Here is a 16420-nt window from a genome sequence, read left to right on the forward strand (position 1 = left end):
GGGGGCCGAGCATGACCGCCCTGACCAGCGCGCTCAACGGCGTCGTCATTCTCACCGCGATCTACGGACTGCTGAGCCTCGGGCTGGTGCTGATCTTCCGGGCCACTCGCGTGCTCAACTTCGCCGCCGGCGCGGTCGGGCTGATGGGGGCGTACTTCGTGTACGCCCTGCAGTCCGCCCTGGGTTTCTACCTGGCCCTGCTCGTCGGCTCGGTGCTCGCGCTCGTCGCCGGCGGGCTGCTCTACCGGTTTGTGCTGGCGCCTATCAGTGGCGCGCGCGGCAACCTCGGGGCGTCGACGGACATCGGCGTGGTGCTGGGCACGATCGTGCTTGCCGAGGCGCTGGGCGCGCTCATCCCGTACATCGCGGGATCGGGAGAACGGAAGCTCTCGGTGCCGCTCCCCCAGTGGGAATGGCGGGCGGGATCGTTCATGGTCAGCAGCCTGGAAATCGCCGGCGTGCTGCTGATGCTGGTGGTGGTCGGGGCGATCGCGCTGGGGATGTCCCGGTCGCGGCTGGGAATGGCGATGCGGGCGACCGCGGACAACCCCCGCCTCGCCGGCTATTTCGGCGTCAGCCCACGCCGCATGGCGACGGTCAGCTGGGCGCTCGCGGCGTTCGTGAGCACGCTCGGCGTGGTGGTGTTCGCGACTTCCTCGGCGCTCAACCCCACGACGGCCGCTGGCCTCGGCGCGGCGATCTTCCCAGCATTGCTGCTCGGCGGGCTCGACAGCATCATCGGTTGCCTCGTCGGCTCTTTCGTCCTGGCGCTCGTTCAGTCCTCGGCCGCCGTCTACCTGGGCGGTGGCTGGACGGACGTCGCGCCGTACGCCTTCCTGCTCATCGTGCTGATCGTGAGGCCGCACGGGTTCTTCGGACACGGGGAGTTCAGCAGACTATGACACGGATTCGGATGCCCCGTGGCGAGTTCGCGACGGCCGGTGTGATCATCGCGATCCTCGCGGCCGGTTCGGTCTGGGCCCAGTTCGGCCCGGCCGATCTCGTCGGGCAGGGCGTGCTGGTGCTGCTCGCGGCGATCGGCGCCTACGGGCTCAACCTGATCACCGGCTACGCCGGGCAGGCGTCGATGGGCAACGCTGGATTCATGGCCATCGGCGGCATGACGGCGTGGTATCTGGGCAGCACGATCGGGAATTTCCTGGTGGCGGTGTTGGCCGGCGTCCTGGCCGGCTTCGTGTGCGGCGGGATCGTAGGCGCCATCGCCCTGCGCTGGCGCGGGTTCTACCTGGTGCTCGCGACGCTGGCAGTGCAGTCCATTGTGGTCTTCGGGATCGAACAGCTCCAGCTCGGGGAGAATTCCCAGTACCTGTCGGGCTTTCCGTTCGCCCCGCCGAGCATGTTCGGCACAGTGCTGCTCGACGACGGCACCTGGTTCGTCGTCGTGGCCGTGGTCGTCGCGATCGTGGTGCTGCTCATTGCCGGCCTCGTGCGCGGACCGCTCGGTCGTGCCTGGATGGCGGTGCGGGAAAACGAGGCCGCGGCCTCGGTGGCCGGGGTGGACGTGGTGCGGGTCAAGGTCCTCGCCTTCGCCGTCGGCTCCGGGATCATCTCGCTCGGCGGTGCGCTGTCGGGCTTTCACGCCGGAGCGATCTCATACGAGAGCTACCCGCTGACCGTGGCCGTCTCCTACGTGGCGATGATCATCGTCGGCGGGCTGGGTTCGATGGCCGGGCCGTTCCTCGGGGCCTGCGCGATCACCCTGATTCCGTATGGCGTGGCTGCCTTGGCCGCCACCGACGCGGGCAACTGGATCGTTGCTCTCAACGGTGCGGGCGGCCTGCCGTACGTGCAGATCATCGCCTACAGCATCGTGGTGCTGCTGTTCCTGGCCTTCGAACCTCGCGGGCTCGCGGCGCTCGGTCCGCGGCTCGCCCGCCTCGTCCGGCGGGACACCGGGGACACCCCACCCGAGCCGGCCGATGCCGCCCAGCCAGCCGCGGCCGGGCGTCCCGTCGAGGAGCCGGTCAGATGAGCGCCGACGTCACCGCCCTGCCGGCGCTGCAAGTGCGCGGCCTGCGGATCCGCTACCACAACGGCCCGCTTGCGGTCCGCGATGCCGATCTCGACGTCCACGCGGGCCGCATCACGTCCCTCGTCGGGCCCAACGGCGCGGGCAAGTCCACGTTCCTGCAAGGGATCGCCGGGGTCGAGCGGCGGTCGCCGGCACAGATCCTCGGCGGCAGTGTGCGGCTTGGCGAGCGGGAGATCGTCGGCACCCCTGTCGAGGCCGTCTCCGCCGCCGGGATCGCCTTCATCCCCGACCGCGGCAAGGTCTTTACCGACCTGACCGTGCGCGAGCACCTGACCCTCGCGACGGGGCGGATCCCGGCGGCGCGGCGCACTTCCGTCCGGGACGGGGTATTGGACACCTTCCCACGGGTGCGGAGTTGGCTGGACCGCTACGGCGGCGGACTCAGCGGCGGCGAGCGGCAGTTGGTCGCGATGGCCACCGCGCTGTGCCGCGAGCCGGTCGTGCTGATGGTCGACGAGATGTCGCAGGGCCTGTCCCCGGCCGCGGTCGAGCTCGTCGGCCAGGCGCTGCTCGACCTGCGCGGCAGGGGTATCGCGATCGTGCTCGTCGAGCAGACCCGCGCGGTCGCCGAGCGCTTCGCCGACACCATCCACGCGTTCGAGCGCGGCCGGTGTGCGCCCGCCGCGGACCTACGGGAGGCGCGATGATCACCACCGAACCGCCTCCGGACCCGCTGCGGATCACCGACCTCGAAGTGCGCTTCGGCGGAATCCGCGCCGTCCAGGGAGTGTCGCTGACCCTGCGGCGCGATGAGGTACTTGGCCTGCTCGGGCAGAACGGCGCGGGCAAGACGACCGTCGTCAACTGCGTCTCGCGCAGCGTCGATGCGTCGTCCGGCCGGATCGAGCTTTTCGGCCGAGACATCCGGCGGATGAAGCCGTTCCAGGTGACCAGGGCCGGAGTGTCGCGCACTTACCAGACCGCTGCGGTTTTCGGAGCATTGACCGCGCTGCAAGTCGGGATGCTCGCTCGCGACGCCCACGACCGCCGGGCGACGGCGGTCGAATACGCACTGCGGCTTCCTCGCGCGCGGCGCCACGAACGGCAGGCACGTGCCAGCGTGACCCAGGCGCTTGAGCTCGTCGGGTTCTCTGCACCCGTGAACCGCAGGCTCGGCGAGCTCACCTACGGGCAGGCGAAACTGGCCGATCTCGCCCGAGCCGTCGCGGGCGAGCCACGGATCCTGCTGCTCGACGAGCCGGCCTCCGGCCTCAGCGTCCGCGAGCGAGACCAGATGGCCGAAGCGATTCAGCGCGTGCGCCGCGAGCTCGGCGTCCCGGTGCTGATCATCGAGCACGACATGGAGCTGATGCAGCGGCTCTGCGACCGCACGATCGTCATGGACACCGGCCGCATTCTCGCCGAGGGTCGCCTCGACGAGCTGCTCACGCGGCCCGACGTCGCCGTCAGTCTGCTCGGCGTGACTCCCCAGGAGGCAGCGGGATGAGATCGTTCGAACCATTGGGACCGGCGCGCTCCCGGCTGGGCGAGGCGCCGACCTGGCTGCCCGGGTCTGCCGAGCTCTGGCACGTGGACGTGCACAACGGGCTCTTCCGGCGGACGTCCTGGGACAGCGGCACGACGGCCGATCGCCGGGTGGGGGACCGCGTCACCTTCGTGCTGCCCTGCGCCGATGGCTCGGCCCTGGTTTCGGTGGCCGACGGGATCGGCGCGCTGCCCGGGACGGGAATCGCGCGCCCCCAGCTCCCTGTCGAGCCGGACCTGCCGCTGACCAGCATCAACGACGGCAAATGCGATCCGCACGGCCGGTTGTGGTTCGACACCCTCGACCGGCCGCAGCGGGAGGCGCACTGCGCCCTCTACCGGCTCGACGACGTCGAGCACGCATCCGTCCAGGTGGCCGGGGTGATCCTCGGCAACGGCCTCGGTTGGTCGCCCGCCGGCGACCGGCTGTATTTCGTCGACAGCCGCCGCCAGCGCATCGACGTCTTCGACTACGACCTGGACACGGGCCTGCTCGGCGAGCGGCGCGTGCTGGCCGAAATCGACGCGGACGAGGGGATGCCGGACGGGCTCGCCGTGGACGGCGAGGGCGCGATCTGGGTCGCGCTCTTCGGCGGCGGGAAGCTGCACCGCTACGGCCCGGACGGCGTGCTCCAGGAACGCATCCCGGTACCAGTGCGCTACCCGACCTCGGTGGCCTTCGCCGGCCCGGACCTGACCGACCTCGTCGTCACCTCGGCCTACGCGCACATCGTGGACGCCGGCGAGAAACCTTCCGATCTCGACGGCGCGGTCCTCGTCACCGCAAGCGGTACCGCGGGCTGCTGCCCGCCGCCCTGCGCCACCAGTTTCACTTCCTGACCCACTCCCCCACCAAACAAAGGCAGCGCCCCGTGCACACATCCACCAGTCAGCTCGTCAGCGAGATGATCATCGGCGGGGAGGTCGTCCGCGACGCCTCCGGACCGAGCATGACCCACCACTACGCCGCCACCGGGGAGCCAAACGGCGAGGTCCCGCTCGGCGGTGCGCCCGAGGTCGCCGCCGCCGTCGCCGCCGCGAAAGACGCGACCGCCGCCTGGGAAGCGCTCGGTCCGGTCGAGCGGCGCAACCGCCTGGCCCGCCTCGCGGAGGTCGTCGAGTCGTGGGGGGATCGTTTCGAGGCCGTCTCCAGCGCCGAGACCGGCATCCCGCGGCAGGGATTCAAATGGCGCCTGAAGCTCGCATGCGAGTGGATCCGCACCTACGTCGGCTATGCCGACAAGGTCGGCGGCGACATCACCGCGTCCGCCGACGACGGGACCCTTGAGTACACGCGGCTGGAGCCCTACGGCGTCGTCGGCATCATCATCACCTGGAACTCTCCGCTGCTCTCGCTGTGCATGAAGATTCCCGCCGCGCTCGCGGCGGGAAACACCGTGGTGGTCAAGCCATCCGAGCTGACCCCTTACACCCCCGCCCTGTTCGGCCGGGCATGCCTGGAAGCCGGCATCCCGCCGGGGGTGGTCAACATCGTGGTCGGCGGGGCCGAGGCCGGAGAGGCGCTTACCGTGCACCCCGACGTCGAGAAGATCTCCTTCACGGGCGGGATCGCCACGGCCACGGCGATGATGCGGTCCGGCGCGGCCCTCGTGAAGCCGTTTTGCTTCGAGCTGGGCGGCAAATCGGCCTACATCGTCTTACCGGACGCCGACATCGACCTGGCCGTCACCCTCGCGTCCAAGGAGATGTCAAACGCCGGGCAGTCCTGCAAGTTCGGCTCGCGGCTGTTCGTGCACGACGCCGTTTACCCGGAATACCGGGAAAAGCTCGTCGCGGCCGTCGGCGGGGTCGTCGTCGGTGACCCGGAGGACGAGTCCACGATGATGGGGCCGCTCGTCACCCGGGCGGCGCAGCACCGCGTGCTGGACTTCGTCGACGGGGCCAGGGGGCGTGGCGACGGCACGCTCCTGCTGGGCGGGGGCCGACCCGAGGTGCCGGAGAAGTTTCACAACGGTTACTTCGTCGAGCCAACGGTTTTCGAGGAGGTCGACCCGGCCAGCCCCCTCGGCCAGGAGGAGATCTTCGGGCCCGTCTTCGGGATGTTCCGCTTCACCGACGAGGAGCAGATGCTCCGGGACGTGAACTCGACCCGGTTCGGCCTGTCCAACTACGTCCACACCCGTGACCTGCGCACCGCGACCCGGCTGGCGGCCAACCTCAAGAGCGGCACCGTCTACGTCAACGACGCCAACCGGCGCAACCCCGGCGCCCCCTTCGGTGGTTTCCGGGGCAGCGGGATCGGCAGCGAGGGCGGCCGCGCGGGACTGGACGAGTTCCTGCGCAAGAAGACCATCGGGATCGCCTGATTAGACGGGGAGGAGGAGACATGGGACGACTCGACCACAAGATCGCCGTGGTCACCGCGGGCGCGTCGGGCATGGGCTTGGCGTCCGCCCGCCGGTTCGCCGCGGAAGGGGCTGCCGTGGTCATCGCCGATCTGGACGGGGACGCCGCCGATCGCGCCGCGGCGGAGATCCTGGCCGAGGGCGGCGAAGCCAAACCGTTGCGGACCGACGTCGCGTCCGTAGCGAGCTTGCGGCGTCTGATGAGGTTCGTTCAGGACGAGTACGGACGGCTCAACGTGCTGTTCAACCACGCCGGTGTGCCCGGCCCGCCCGGACTGGACCTCACCGAGGAGCAGTTCGACCGCACCGTCGACATCAACCTGAAGAGCCAGTTCTTCGGAACGAGTCTGGCCGTACCGCTGCTGCGGGCCGCGGCGCCGTCGGCGTCGATCATCTACACATCGTCGATCTCCGGGCTGATGGCCGCGCCCAGCAGTCCGCTTTACGGCATGACAAAAGGCGGCACCCAGATCCTGATGCGCTCGGTCGCGCGCCAGCTCGGCCCGGACGGGATCCGGGCGAATGCGATCTGCCCGGGGCCGACGAACACCCCGATGCTGCGGACCTTCGTCGACCCGGACCGGGTCGGGCTTGCCGACGACGAGGACTTCGCGCAGCAGGTGGCCGTGCGGGCGGAGCGCATTCCGCTGCGGCGTGCCGCCGAACCGGCCGACACGGCGGAGGTGGCACTGTTCCTGGCCTCCGACGAGTCCCGCTACGTCACCGGAACCTGGATCCCCGTTGATGGAGGCCTCAGTGCCTGAGAACCGCCCGACGCCGAGCGTCACCCTGCGCATGCTCAACCCCAGCGCCCAACTCGGAGTGCTCACCGGAGCGCACGACACGTTCCGCGAAGTCATCGACCGCCAGATCGCCACGCGGACCGACCTCGCGTCGGTCTGGTCGTCGTTCGGACGGGTCGCGCCGACCTTCTATGGCTCCGGGCACCACTGGATGTCCCACCCGCAGCAGTTCGCCGACCCGTGGACGATCCTGGGCTACGTCGCGGCCGCCTGGCCGGAGGCCCACTTGAACAGCGGGTTCATCCAGCTCCCGCTGTTCTCGCCGATCGACGTCGCCGAGAAGGTCGTCACCATCGACCGGCTCGCCCGGGCCGGCGCGACCTTCGTGGTCGGCCTGGGTTGGCGTCCCGAGGAGTTCGCGGCCGCAGGCACGAACGTGAAGTACCGGGTCAGCCGGTTCGAGGAGATCGTGGAAACCTGCCGCGCCCTCTGGGCCGGAGAGGAGGTCCCGCCGGGCCGGCATTTCACGGTCGCGGGCCGGCTCGGCGCGCTGCCACGGGAGGACCCGACGCTCGTGTTCGGCGTCCAGAGCCCGGCCGCCGCGCGCCGGGCGGCCCGCCTCGCCGACGGCCTCAACGTTTCCTGGGTGATGGACCACGACAGCTTTCGGCGGATCAATGACGCATATCGGGAGGAACTGCACTCCCTCGGCCGTCCCGCGCCCCGGTACTGGGCGCTGTCCAAGTTCGTCTCGGTCGACGAGGACGATGCCCGCGCCCGGGCCCGGCTGGACCGCATGACCACGATGTTCGACTGGTATTCCCGCGCCACGACCTGGACCAGCGCGGACGTCAACGTCAACATCGCCAGGGAACGCGAGGCACAGGACCGGACGATCACCGGGACCGCGGCTTCCGTGGTCGAGCAGCTGGTCCCGCATGCGACGGAGTTCCCGTACACCGACCTCCTGCTGACCTGGCTCGCGCCCGGCACGGACCCGGCCGAAAACCGGGAGCACTTCGCCTATCTCTGCGAATCGGTGGTCGTTCCCCTGCTCGACGAGCTCGCCGTGCCCGCAGAAGCCCGAACGCTCCGTATCTGAAATCCGGCGGCGATTTCAACGGAAACCGGCGTGTTGATTTTCATTGGGCCAATCGGGCGGCAGGGTGACGCTCTGCCGGTCCGGGGTGATGGTCCACTCCCACGCCGACAACGGCGGTTCGCTCCTTTCCTTCCACCACCGGTAGGCCGACTCGGCGGCATCCCACAACCGGCGCGGCCCGGCCTGCCGGACCACGTACCGGCCCTTGCCCTCCGGGACGACGCTGGCCCACGAGCCGGACAGCGGATCACGCAGCCACGCCACGCCGGGCCGGTCGTCGGTGCGCTCCCACACGTTCACCCGGCACGACGGCAGGGCTACCGCGATCGGCCAGCGATGATCATCGGCCAGCAACGGCACCCACGGGCCGAGATCGGTATAGGTGATCTCGGCCGCCGGATCGTCAAACCGTTGTGCCCCAACGGGATCGGACGCGACCCGGTGCGAGCGTAGTTCCATGAATCCGACTTGCATGTCGGCCGCGTGCCCGCTCGCGGTCCCGTCCTCGCCGACGACGAACCGCACCAGCGGCCCGGACGCGAGATCGGCCCGCATCGGCGCGAGGATCCCCCCGCCCGGCCGGGTGTGCGTCACCCACGGATACGGCAACTGTCCCATGTGGACACCCGCCGTCGCGATCACCCGATCCACCGTGTCCGGCAGAACATCGGCCACGCCATCGGCCAGCCTGGCGTCCACCTCGGCGAAACCGGCCACCTCCAGACGTTTCCGGGCATCCGCCGCCAGTGTCGGATCAATCTCCACCGTGGCGACTTTCCCTTGCGCACCAACGATATGAGCGAGCAGAGCGGCACTCCACCCGGTACCCGTGCCGACCTCGAATACCACATGCCCCGGCCGCGCGCCCAGCTCGGCCAACATGCCCACGACCACCGAAGGCATGGACGCCGAGCACGTGGGCCGGTCGCCGACCTCCGGCCACTCGGTCGCCCCGTCATCGAACTGGGTCACGATGACCCGATTCGAGTACACCGCCGCTAGCCAGCGGTCCGGTTTTTCGGCCCGGTCCACCGCCTGATACGGCCCGTCCTCGGTCTCCTGCACCCAAATCCGGGCCGGGATGAACCACTCGCGCGGAACCGCGCGCAGCGCTGAACGGCACTCGGCCGGGAGGTTCCCGGCCGAGTGCAATTCATCGATCAGCGTGCGTACGCCGTCGTCGCTGGCAGCGATGGTCATTCGTCGTCCTCGTACTTGTCCGGGTCCAAGTCCTTGCCGGTCTTGCCAGTCTGCTTGTCGTCCTCGACCGAGTGATCGTTTTTGTCCTTGCCCACTGCCGTGACCTAGTTCGATCTCATTCACACGTAAAACATCCACCCCCGGCGGGGAAAGTCGATCACCGGCCGGGGCAGCCCCACCCTACACTCTGTAGCCTCGTCATCACACGGGGTTATGTGAATGGGTTTGGCGTCTACTGGCGTCTACAGGTGGTGATCGGTGTCTGACCTCGGCGCGAACCTGCGGGCGGCCCGTGAGGCCGCCGGAGTGAGCCTGTCCGCGATGGCCGCCCGCACGCACTACAGCAAGCCGCTTCTCGGCCTGCTGGAGACCGGGAAACGGGCGATCAAGCCCGAGCACGTCACCGCGTACGCCCGTGCGCTGAACGTGTCCGTGGACACCCTGTATGGCCCGCCGGATGATCCGCTACGGGTCGCTCACGAATGGCTGGTGGCCGACACCTGGCGACCCCGCGCTAGCCGGACAGCTCCTCTCCAGCTTGAGCTACCAGGTTGCCAACGTCGGCGACCCGGCCGACGCGGCACTACTGGCCCGCTCGGCCGTGAAGGGCACCGAGGGCCGAACCACCCCGATTGTCCGGGCGCTGCTCCTGGAACGGGTGGCCTGGGCCAGCGCTCGCGCCCGCGATCGGGACGGCACCCAGCGTGCGCTGGACGCGGTGGACGACGCCTACGAACAACGGTCCGCCGGGGTCGAGGAACCGGAGTGGGTCTACTGGCTGGACCGCAAGGAAATCGACGTGATGGCCGGGCGCTGCCTGATCGAGTTGGGTGACCCACTCACCGCTGAGCCACTGCTCTCCGGCGCTATCGCGGCATACACCCCCGAGCACGCCCGAGAGATCGCCCTCTACCAGACGTGGCTAGCCGAGTCCTACGCCCGCGCCGGGGTCTTCGACGCCGCGCGGACGACGATCAACCGCGCCCGAAAGGCCGCGGAGGGGGTGAACTCCACCCGGCTGGACCTCCGCATCGGCGCAGTGGAGAACCTGCTACCCGCCTAGTCGACCACTACTGGTCGGACCCGGTCAGGGGTTTGGGGTGGGAAAGCCGGTGGGCAGGCGGCCGCCCGTTTTCTGGGTGATCCGGATGGTGGTCTCCAGGAGTTGCGGGGTGATCCCGGAGAGGTCCTTGCTCCGGATTTCGCCGAGCTCGCCGAAGAGATTGAGGGTCATGACGACTTGCCCGGTGTGGTCGAAGACGGGACCGATGACGGAATTCACCGGTTCGTCGTCGGGTGCGCCCGGACCCTGGTAGTTGCGGATCTTGTTGGCGACGATGAGGGCGACTTCAAGGACGCGCTCGTCGCCGTCATGTGCGGAGTTGATGCGGCGGATGGCGGCCTCAAGTTCGAGGTTGACGTCGTGTTCGCCGCCGAGGGAGTAGCCGCGGGAGCGCAGGGCGGCGACGGCGCCGAGGTAGGTGGCACGGTCCCCGCCGAACTCGTGCTGCATGCGGTCGAGCCAGTCCTCCAGCTCGGCCGGCTCGGCCCAGGCCTTGAAGATGGTGCCGACCGGCGGGACGAGCGGGACCCGGCGCCCGACGCGCATGGACAGGTGCGCCGGCGAGGTCGTCCCCACCATGTCGAGAACGACAACGTCCTCGCAGTCGCGGGCGATGACGGCGCAACTGAGGCCGGTCTGTGCGACGAGGCGAACGATGTCGGGGCGGCCGAGGGAGTACTGGCGGTAACGCTGGGTGTAGGCGTGACCGAGCTCGACGAGGTGGTTGCCGAGCGAGTAGTGGCGCCCGTCGGCACGCTCAACCAAGCCGTGGCGGTTCAGCGTGGCGAGGATGGATGCGCACGTGGCCTTGTGGATCCCCACGGCTCGGGAGATGTCGCTGAGGGTCATCGCGTCGAAGGGGCGCTCCCGCAGAAGATCGAGGATCTGCATGGCGCGATCGATCGCGGGAACCGCGGTGGGCACTCACACACCTTTCGACGACGAACCGACGAACAAGTAGCTTAGCGCGCAACTGTGCATCGAGTCCGGTCGCCCGTGGGAGGCCGGCCCACCGGAACCGGCCTCCCGCGTGCCTCGCGCTAGCTGATCTCGTTGTAGTAGACGGCGATCGGCGGCGGGTCCGCGGCCATCGTGTCGGTGGGACGAAGCCGCCCGTCCGCGAAGCGGGCCCGCAGCTGGCGTTCCACCTCTTCGGGGTCGTCCGTGTCGATCTCGTAGATCACCAGGTAGCGCTGCCCGTGCGCGACCTGGCCGGCGAAGGCGCTTTGCACGTCGGCGAGCTTGAAGCGCCGGGCGCCGACCACCCCGGGAATGGCGCACACGTCGGGGACATGGACCCGGGAGTACCAGTCGTTGAACTCCTCCTCACGGTCTTGGCTCACCGCATCGCTGAACACTGCGTGGATCATCTTGCTCATCGCGGGCTCCTCTCCGGACGCTGCTCGGACGGCGGTCAGCTGACGCCCCACAGCTGGTGGAACATCCGGTCGCTGCCGACCACCACCGGCGTCGCGCCAGCGACCTTCTGATCGGTCTGCGCGACATTGTCCTTGGTGACCACCCAGAAACGGGCCAGTTGCGACGGGACCTGCGGGACGCCCGTAACGTGCCGGACGATGGAATCGAGCCCGGCCAGGTAGGTCTCCACGAACGGCGAGGGAACGGAGGCGATCTGGTCGCCGGTCTTGATGTACTGCCACGTGGTGTCGCCGCCGCCCTCGCCGATGATCTTGACGTGGTCCAGGCCGGCGGCCTTGAGCTGGGCGGGCAGCCCGGACGCCAGGCTGTCGATGCTCAGCGACACGTAGTTGACCTCCGGATGTGCCCGCAGGTAGCCGACGATCAGCTGAGGCACGCCGTTGCCGAGCGCGGTCACCGGGATGTCCTGGGTGGCCGTCCCGCAGCTCGGGCAGAGCTCCTTCATGGTGCCGAGGAATTCGTCCTGCATCTTGGACAGGTTCACGAATGCCGGCACGTTGAAGTAGACGGCGTTGGCCTGGCCCCCGCTGTCGGCGACCATGTAGGCGGCCATCAACTTCCCCGCGCCCTTCTGCTGATCCGGGGTGCAGATCGCGTAGTCGATCCCGTTGCCCGGCTCGTTGTTCGAGCACGCGCTGACCATCCACGTGCCGTTCGCCTTGAGCTCGGGGAGGAATCTTTCGTAGACGCTGCGATCGATGGCGATGTAGATCACGCCGTCGGCCTTGTCCCGCACCACCTGGGCGAAGGCCTGCTGCTGCGACTCGGGACTGCCGTCGGTGTTGATGACATTGAGGGTCCAGCCGAGCTTCGCGGCCGACGCGCGCAGCACGCCGGCGATCACGTTGCAGTCCGCGGCCGCGCAGCTGATGAAGTCGACGGTCTTTCCTGCCGGAATCGCCTTGCCGACCGGGGCGGTCACGTTGAGCTCGGTCGGGCGGGAACTGAATTGCGTGATGAGATCCTTTGCTTTTTGCAGCCCGTTCTGATCGACGGGACCGGCCGCGGCACCGCGCTCGCCGGCGCCGCAACCGGCGAGGACGATCGTCAGGAGCAGCGTCACCGCGGCGAGCACCGCGCGACGAGCCCAACGAAATCTGCTGTGGACAGCCATTCGGAGAAACTCCCTTGTTTCGGAAAAAGTGTGGTCGGGAAAGGAAGATCAGCGTCGTGCGCCGCGTCTGGTCCGGCGCCGCTGCAGACCGGTGGCGGCCAGGGCCGCGATGAGAACCACGCCGGTGAACATGTCCGCGGCGTAGTTCGGCGCGGCGGACAGGCTGAGCCCCACCGTGCCGGCGCCGAGCATGACGACGGCGAGGAGCGTTCCCCAGGCGTTGAACCGGCCGTTCTTGAGCTGGGTGGCGCCGACGAACACGGCGGCGAAGGCAGGCAGCAGGTACGCCGTGCCCGCGGTGGGAGAACCCGCGCTCAGCGACGAGGCCAGGCACAGGCCCGCGAAACCGGCGATGGCCGAGGAGACCACGAGTGCCACGAACCGGATCTTGCGCACGTTGATGGTCGCGAGCCGCGCGGCGTCCGGGTTGAAGCCGACCGCGTACACCCGGCGTCCGGAGACGGTGTGTTCCAGGACGTACCAGAGCAGACCGGCGATGAGAACGCTGTAGAAGGCGGGTCCGGTGAAGCCCGCGACCTGAACCTGGGCGAGATCCGAGAAGCCGCCGGCGAGGCGGACGTCGGTGATGATCTGGTCGTTGGTGAAGAAGATGATGAACGCCTGGACCAGCGAGCCCGTGGCGAGAGTGCCGATGAACGAGTCGATCTTCATCGCCACCACGACGAGGCCGTTGACCGCGCCGATCAGGATCGCCGCGAGCATGCCCAAAGCCATTGCGAGCACGGTGTTCAGGCCTGCCACGACGAAATGCGCGGCGGTCACGCCGGACAGCGTCATCACGTAGGCGAAGGAGAGATCGAACGTGCGCGTCGCCAGGGGGACGACGAGGGCGAGCGCGGCCATCGCGATGATCGAGTAGCCGTTCGACACCTGCTTCACGGTCGCCAGCGTCGGGTAGCTGATCGGCAGGTAGACGCTGAACCCGACCACGATCAGTACGAGGATGTAGACGGCACCGATGTTCCTCGGGCTCAGCGCCGCCCACACCGAGCGAGACGGGGCGTGACGCCGGGCCTCGGCGCCAGCGGGTCCGTCCGTTCCGGCGGCGGTGCGCGGCTCGTCCTGCAGGGCCTTGGAGGGAGTCATCGCTGTTCCGTTTCTTCCATCGCACGGATCAAGCCGTGCTCGGTGATCTCGTGCCCGATCAGCTCGCGGACCACTTTTCCGTTGCACAGCACGAGAACCCGCGTGCACATCGCGAGCAGATCGCCGATGTCCGCGGACGTCACGAGGATGGCGAGCCCCTGCCGGGCCCGTTCGGCGACCATCTCGTGGATCGCCTGACGCGCCGCCGGGTCGACGCCGGCGGTCGGGTCGCAGAGGAGCAGGACGCGGGGCTCCCGGGCGAGGCAGCGGGCGATCATCACCTTCTGCTGGTTTCCGCCGCTGAGCGTGGTGATCGGCGCGTCCCCGCCGGCCGCGGTGACCCGGACGTTGTCCATCCAGTTCGCGACCGCGTCGTGCTCCCTGCGGTGCGACAACGAAAGACCGGTGCGCAGCCGCTCAAGTATCCCGATCGAAAGGTTCTCGCCGACGGTCATTCCGGGGAGAACGGCGTCCTGGAGCCGGTCGGAGGGGACGATGGGGAGGTTCAGCCGGGCCGCTCGGGACACCGGTGTGACGGGACCTTCGCCGAGACGGACCTCCCCCGTCGCCTCGCGGAGCACGCCGGCGAGTGCGGGGGCCAGTTCGGCACTGCCCGAGCCGGGAAGCCCGGCAACGCCAAGGATCTCGCCCTCATGCAGCTCCAAGAAGACGCCGTCGAGATAGCGGCCGGACAGGTTCCGCCCGCTCAGCACGACCGGATTCCGCTGCGCGGAGGGCAGCATCGCGCGGTATCCGGTGCCGACCTCGTCGCCGGCCATGATCGCGGCGAGGGAGTTCGGGTCCAGCCCCCGGGTCGTCCGGGTCTCGACTACCCGGCCGCCGCGCAGGACGGTGACCCGGTCGGCAACCTCGATGATCTCGTCGAGCCGGTGAGAAACGTAAAGGATGCTCGTGCCCCGGTCCCGGACCTGCCGCACGATGTCGAGCAGATGGGCCGCCTCGGCGGGCGGCAGCACCGCGGTGGGCTCGTCGAGCACCAGCACCCCGGCGCCTCCGTCCCATCCGGACAGCGCTGCCGCGATCGCGACCACCGTGCGCTGAACCGGAGTCGCGGCGCTAAGCGGTGCCCGCACGTCTAGATCGACGGCGAAGCCTTCGAGCAGTTCGAGCGTGCGGGCGGTCTGCCGGCGCCACTGGATGCGTCCGGTCGCCGAGGTCAGGAATTCGCTGCGGAGAGCGAGATTGTCGACGGCGCTCAGCTCCAGGAACAGACCGAGGTCCTGGTGGACGAACCGCAGGCTGTCGTGATCCGCGATCGCGTCGTGGGTCAGTGGCTCGGTGCCGAGGCGGATCTCCGAGCCGGGATCCGGGCGGTGATATCCGGCGAGGACCTTGATCAAGGTGGACTTGCCCGACCCGTTCTGGCCGACCAGGGCGTGGATTTCCCCTTCTTCGACATCGAGGTCGACGTGCAGCAGGGCCGTAGTCCCGGGAAAGGTCTTGGACAGGCGCCGGATTTCCAGGATCGGTAGAGACCCGGGCGATGGTGCGGCGGCGTCGTCGGGAAACTGCGTTGTCATGAGCACTCCTGTGGACAGCAGCGATCACCCGCGGGACACGCGATACGGAAAGGGCGGAAAAGTTCAGTCGTAGACGATGACGCCGCGCAGGTTGGCACCGTTGTGCATGTCCGCGAACGCCTGGTTGATGTCCTCCAGGCGGTAGGTACGGGTGACGAGTTCGTCCAGCCGCAAAGCGCCGTCCCGGTACAGACGGGCGAGCAATGGGATGTCCGCACGGGCGTTGGTGTCTCCATACAGCGTGCCGTGTAAGCGTTTTCCGGACATCACGTAGTCGAAGAGGTCGAGCGGGATCTCCCGGACCCCCATGGGCACGACCCCGGTCAGCACGATCGTCCCGCCTCGCCGGGTCATCGACTGCGCCGGATGCATCACCTCGGGCGGAACGACGCCTATCGTGACGATGACACGATCCGCGCCCTGTCCATTCGTCAACCGGTCGACGAGCGTCTTCGCCTCGCCCCAGCTTTCGACGGTGTGTGTGGCACCGAAGATCGGCGCCTGCTCGCGTTTGAAGGGCGCCGGATCGACGGCGATGATGACACTCGCGCCCTTGTGCCGGGCGCCCTGGACCGCGTTCATGCCCACACCGCCGGTGCCGATCACGACGACGATGTCGCCGATCTCCATATCGGCGGCGTAAACGGACGATCCCCAGCCCGTCGGCACCCCGCAGCCGAGCAGAGCAGCCTTGTCCAGCGGAACGCTCTCGTCGATCTTCACCAGCGCGTTGGCCGATACGCACACGTACGGCGAGAAGGTGCCCAGGTAGGACATGCAGCCGACCCCTTGACCACGGGCGAAGATTCGATGCGTGCCGTCCGGGGAAGTGCCGCGGAGCACACCGGCGCCGAGCTCACACAGGGTGGAGTAGCCCTTGACGCACATCGCGCACTGACCGCAGGACGGCATGAAGGACAGGACGACGTGGTCGCCGGGCCGCACGGCGGTCACATCCGGCGCCACCTCCTGCACGATGCCGGCACCCTCGTGCCCACCGAGCACGGGTGCCCAGCCGCCGAGGTCGACATCGCCGGTGTCGAGGTGGTCGTCGCTGTGGCACAGGCCCGACGCGGCGAGTTTGACCCGTGCTTCACCGGATTTCGGCGGGTCGATCTGGATCTCCTCGACGCTCCAGCCCGATCGGGTTCCCGGCTTCCAGAGGAGCGCTCCCTGCGTGGTGATTCGACCCGGCGTCATTGTCAG

16 protein-coding genes and 1 pseudogene are annotated in these 16420 nt (G+C 68.9%); 10 read left to right on the forward strand and 7 right to left on the reverse strand.

Annotated features, from left to right (window positions below):
- Nucleotides 1–11: 11 nt before the first annotated feature.
- The 8 genes from BJ970_RS31505 to BJ970_RS31540 are packed head-to-tail and all read left to right on the forward strand — an operon-like array spanning nt 12 to nt 7749.
- On the forward strand, nt 12–902 hold the full coding sequence (locus tag BJ970_RS31505) for a branched-chain amino acid ABC transporter permease (protein ID WP_184731000.1): 891 nt from the start codon (nt 12–14) through the stop codon (nt 900–902).
- Nucleotides 899–1993 carry a branched-chain amino acid ABC transporter permease gene (locus BJ970_RS31510; RefSeq protein ID WP_184731002.1) on the forward strand — a complete coding sequence of 365 codons (1095 nt, stop codon included), beginning with the start codon at nt 899–901 and terminating at the stop codon, nt 1991–1993. The genes BJ970_RS31505 and BJ970_RS31510 overlap by 4 nt, the downstream gene beginning before the upstream one ends.
- On the forward strand, nt 1990–2700 hold the full coding sequence (locus BJ970_RS31515) for an ATP-binding cassette domain-containing protein (RefSeq protein ID WP_184731004.1): 711 nt from the start codon (nt 1990–1992) through the stop codon (nt 2698–2700). Before BJ970_RS31510 ends, BJ970_RS31515 begins: the two co-directional genes overlap by 4 nt.
- Nucleotides 2697–3500 (forward strand): ABC transporter ATP-binding protein, encoded by an 804-nt coding sequence (locus BJ970_RS31520; protein ID WP_184731006.1) that lies wholly within the window; start codon nt 2697–2699, stop codon nt 3498–3500. Before BJ970_RS31515 ends, BJ970_RS31520 begins: the two co-directional genes overlap by 4 nt.
- Nucleotides 3497–4378 carry an SMP-30/gluconolactonase/LRE family protein gene (locus BJ970_RS31525; RefSeq protein ID WP_184731008.1) on the forward strand — a complete coding sequence of 294 codons (882 nt, stop codon included), beginning with the start codon at nt 3497–3499 and terminating at the stop codon, nt 4376–4378. Before BJ970_RS31520 ends, BJ970_RS31525 begins: the two co-directional genes overlap by 4 nt.
- 32 nt (nt 4379–4410) lie before the next feature.
- Complete coding sequence (locus BJ970_RS31530) at nt 4411–5865, forward strand: aldehyde dehydrogenase family protein (protein WP_184731009.1); 1455 nt, start codon at nt 4411–4413, stop codon at nt 5863–5865.
- A gap of 20 nt (nt 5866–5885) precedes the next feature.
- Nucleotides 5886–6668 (forward strand): SDR family NAD(P)-dependent oxidoreductase, encoded by a 783-nt coding sequence (locus tag BJ970_RS31535; RefSeq protein ID WP_184731011.1) that lies wholly within the window; start codon nt 5886–5888, stop codon nt 6666–6668.
- Nucleotides 6661–7749 carry an LLM class flavin-dependent oxidoreductase gene (locus tag BJ970_RS31540; RefSeq protein ID WP_184731013.1) on the forward strand — a complete coding sequence of 363 codons (1089 nt, stop codon included), beginning with the start codon at nt 6661–6663 and terminating at the stop codon, nt 7747–7749. Before BJ970_RS31535 ends, BJ970_RS31540 begins: the two co-directional genes overlap by 8 nt.
- 15 nt (nt 7750–7764) lie before the next feature.
- Here BJ970_RS31540 and BJ970_RS31545 read toward each other — a convergent pair whose 3' ends face one another.
- Entirely contained in the window at nt 7765–8949 is a 1185-nt protein-coding gene (locus BJ970_RS31545) for a methyltransferase domain-containing protein (protein ID WP_184731015.1), read from the reverse strand.
- 321 nt (nt 8950–9270) lie between these two features.
- On the opposite strand from BJ970_RS31545, the pseudogene BJ970_RS38420 reads away from it, so the two are divergent.
- Both BJ970_RS38420 and BJ970_RS31550 read left to right on the forward strand, forming a co-directional pair.
- Nucleotides 9271–9333 (forward strand): annotated as a pseudogene (locus tag BJ970_RS38420) (hypothetical protein); the annotation flags it as partial.
- Between the two features lie 154 nt (nt 9334–9487).
- Nucleotides 9488–10012, forward strand: a complete 525-nt coding sequence (locus tag BJ970_RS31550; protein WP_246472176.1) for an NsdA family TPR-like regulatory protein — start codon at nt 9488–9490, stop codon at nt 10010–10012.
- Nucleotides 10013–10036: 24 nt separating this feature from the next.
- On the opposite strand, the gene BJ970_RS31555 is transcribed toward BJ970_RS31550, so the two are convergent.
- The 6 genes from BJ970_RS31555 to BJ970_RS31580 form a co-directional block, all read right to left on the reverse strand.
- Nucleotides 10037–10936, reverse strand: a complete 900-nt coding sequence (locus tag BJ970_RS31555) for an IclR family transcriptional regulator (RefSeq protein WP_184731017.1) — start codon at nt 10934–10936, stop codon at nt 10037–10039.
- A gap of 116 nt (nt 10937–11052) precedes the next feature.
- Entirely contained in the window at nt 11053–11391 is a 339-nt protein-coding gene (locus tag BJ970_RS31560) for a DUF4286 family protein (protein WP_184731019.1), read from the reverse strand.
- A 35-nt stretch (nt 11392–11426) separates the two neighbouring features.
- The gene (locus BJ970_RS31565; RefSeq protein ID WP_184731021.1) at nt 11427–12566 is read right to left on the reverse strand and encodes a sugar ABC transporter substrate-binding protein; all 1140 of its coding nucleotides are present in this window, start codon (nt 12564–12566) and stop codon (nt 11427–11429) included.
- Nucleotides 12567–12614: 48 nt separating this feature from the next.
- Nucleotides 12615–13673 (reverse strand): ABC transporter permease, encoded by a 1059-nt coding sequence (locus BJ970_RS31570; protein ID WP_184731024.1) that lies wholly within the window; start codon nt 13671–13673, stop codon nt 12615–12617.
- The gene (locus BJ970_RS31575) at nt 13670–15214 is read right to left on the reverse strand and encodes a sugar ABC transporter ATP-binding protein (protein WP_184731026.1); all 1545 of its coding nucleotides are present in this window, start codon (nt 15212–15214) and stop codon (nt 13670–13672) included. Before BJ970_RS31575 ends, BJ970_RS31570 begins: the two co-directional genes overlap by 4 nt.
- A gap of 63 nt (nt 15215–15277) precedes the next feature.
- Nucleotides 15278–16414 (reverse strand): NDMA-dependent alcohol dehydrogenase, encoded by a 1137-nt coding sequence (locus BJ970_RS31580; RefSeq protein WP_221468330.1) that lies wholly within the window; start codon nt 16412–16414, stop codon nt 15278–15280.
- Between the last annotated feature and the right edge of the window lie 6 nt (nt 16415–16420).

It is taken from the genome of Saccharopolyspora phatthalungensis, assembly GCF_014203395.1.
GTDB classification, from domain to species: Bacteria; Actinomycetota; Actinomycetes; order Mycobacteriales; family Pseudonocardiaceae; genus Saccharopolyspora; species Saccharopolyspora phatthalungensis.

Bases quoted from the DNA above. Each gene is read 5' to 3' on its own strand.
- BJ970_RS31505 (WP_184731000.1), top strand. From the start codon at position 12: ATGACCGCCCTGACCAGCGCGCTCAACGGCGTCGTCATTCTCACCGCG.
- BJ970_RS31510 (WP_184731002.1), top strand. From the start codon at position 899: ATGACACGGATTCGGATGCCCCGTGGCGAGTTCGCGACGGCCGGTGTG.
- BJ970_RS31515 (WP_184731004.1), top strand. From the start codon at position 1,990: ATGAGCGCCGACGTCACCGCCCTGCCGGCGCTGCAAGTGCGCGGCCTG.
- BJ970_RS31520 (WP_184731006.1), top strand. From the start codon at position 2,697: ATGATCACCACCGAACCGCCTCCGGACCCGCTGCGGATCACCGACCTC.
- BJ970_RS31525 (WP_184731008.1), top strand. From the start codon at position 3,497: ATGAGATCGTTCGAACCATTGGGACCGGCGCGCTCCCGGCTGGGCGAG.
- BJ970_RS31535 (WP_184731011.1), top strand. From the start codon at position 5,886: ATGGGACGACTCGACCACAAGATCGCCGTGGTCACCGCGGGCGCGTCG.
- BJ970_RS31545 (WP_184731015.1), bottom strand. From the start codon at position 8,949: ATGACCATCGCTGCCAGCGACGACGGCGTACGCACGCTGATCGATGAA.
- BJ970_RS31560 (WP_184731019.1), bottom strand. From the start codon at position 11,391: ATGAGCAAGATGATCCACGCAGTGTTCAGCGATGCGGTGAGCCAAGAC.
- BJ970_RS31565 (WP_184731021.1), bottom strand. From the start codon at position 12,566: ATGGCTGTCCACAGCAGATTTCGTTGGGCTCGTCGCGCGGTGCTCGCC.
- BJ970_RS31570 (WP_184731024.1), bottom strand. From the start codon at position 13,673: ATGACTCCCTCCAAGGCCCTGCAGGACGAGCCGCGCACCGCCGCCGGA.
- BJ970_RS31575 (WP_184731026.1), bottom strand. From the start codon at position 15,214: ATGACAACGCAGTTTCCCGACGACGCCGCCGCACCATCGCCCGGGTCT.
- BJ970_RS31580 (WP_221468330.1), bottom strand. From the start codon at position 16,414: ATGACGCCGGGTCGAATCACCACGCAGGGAGCGCTCCTCTGGAAGCCG.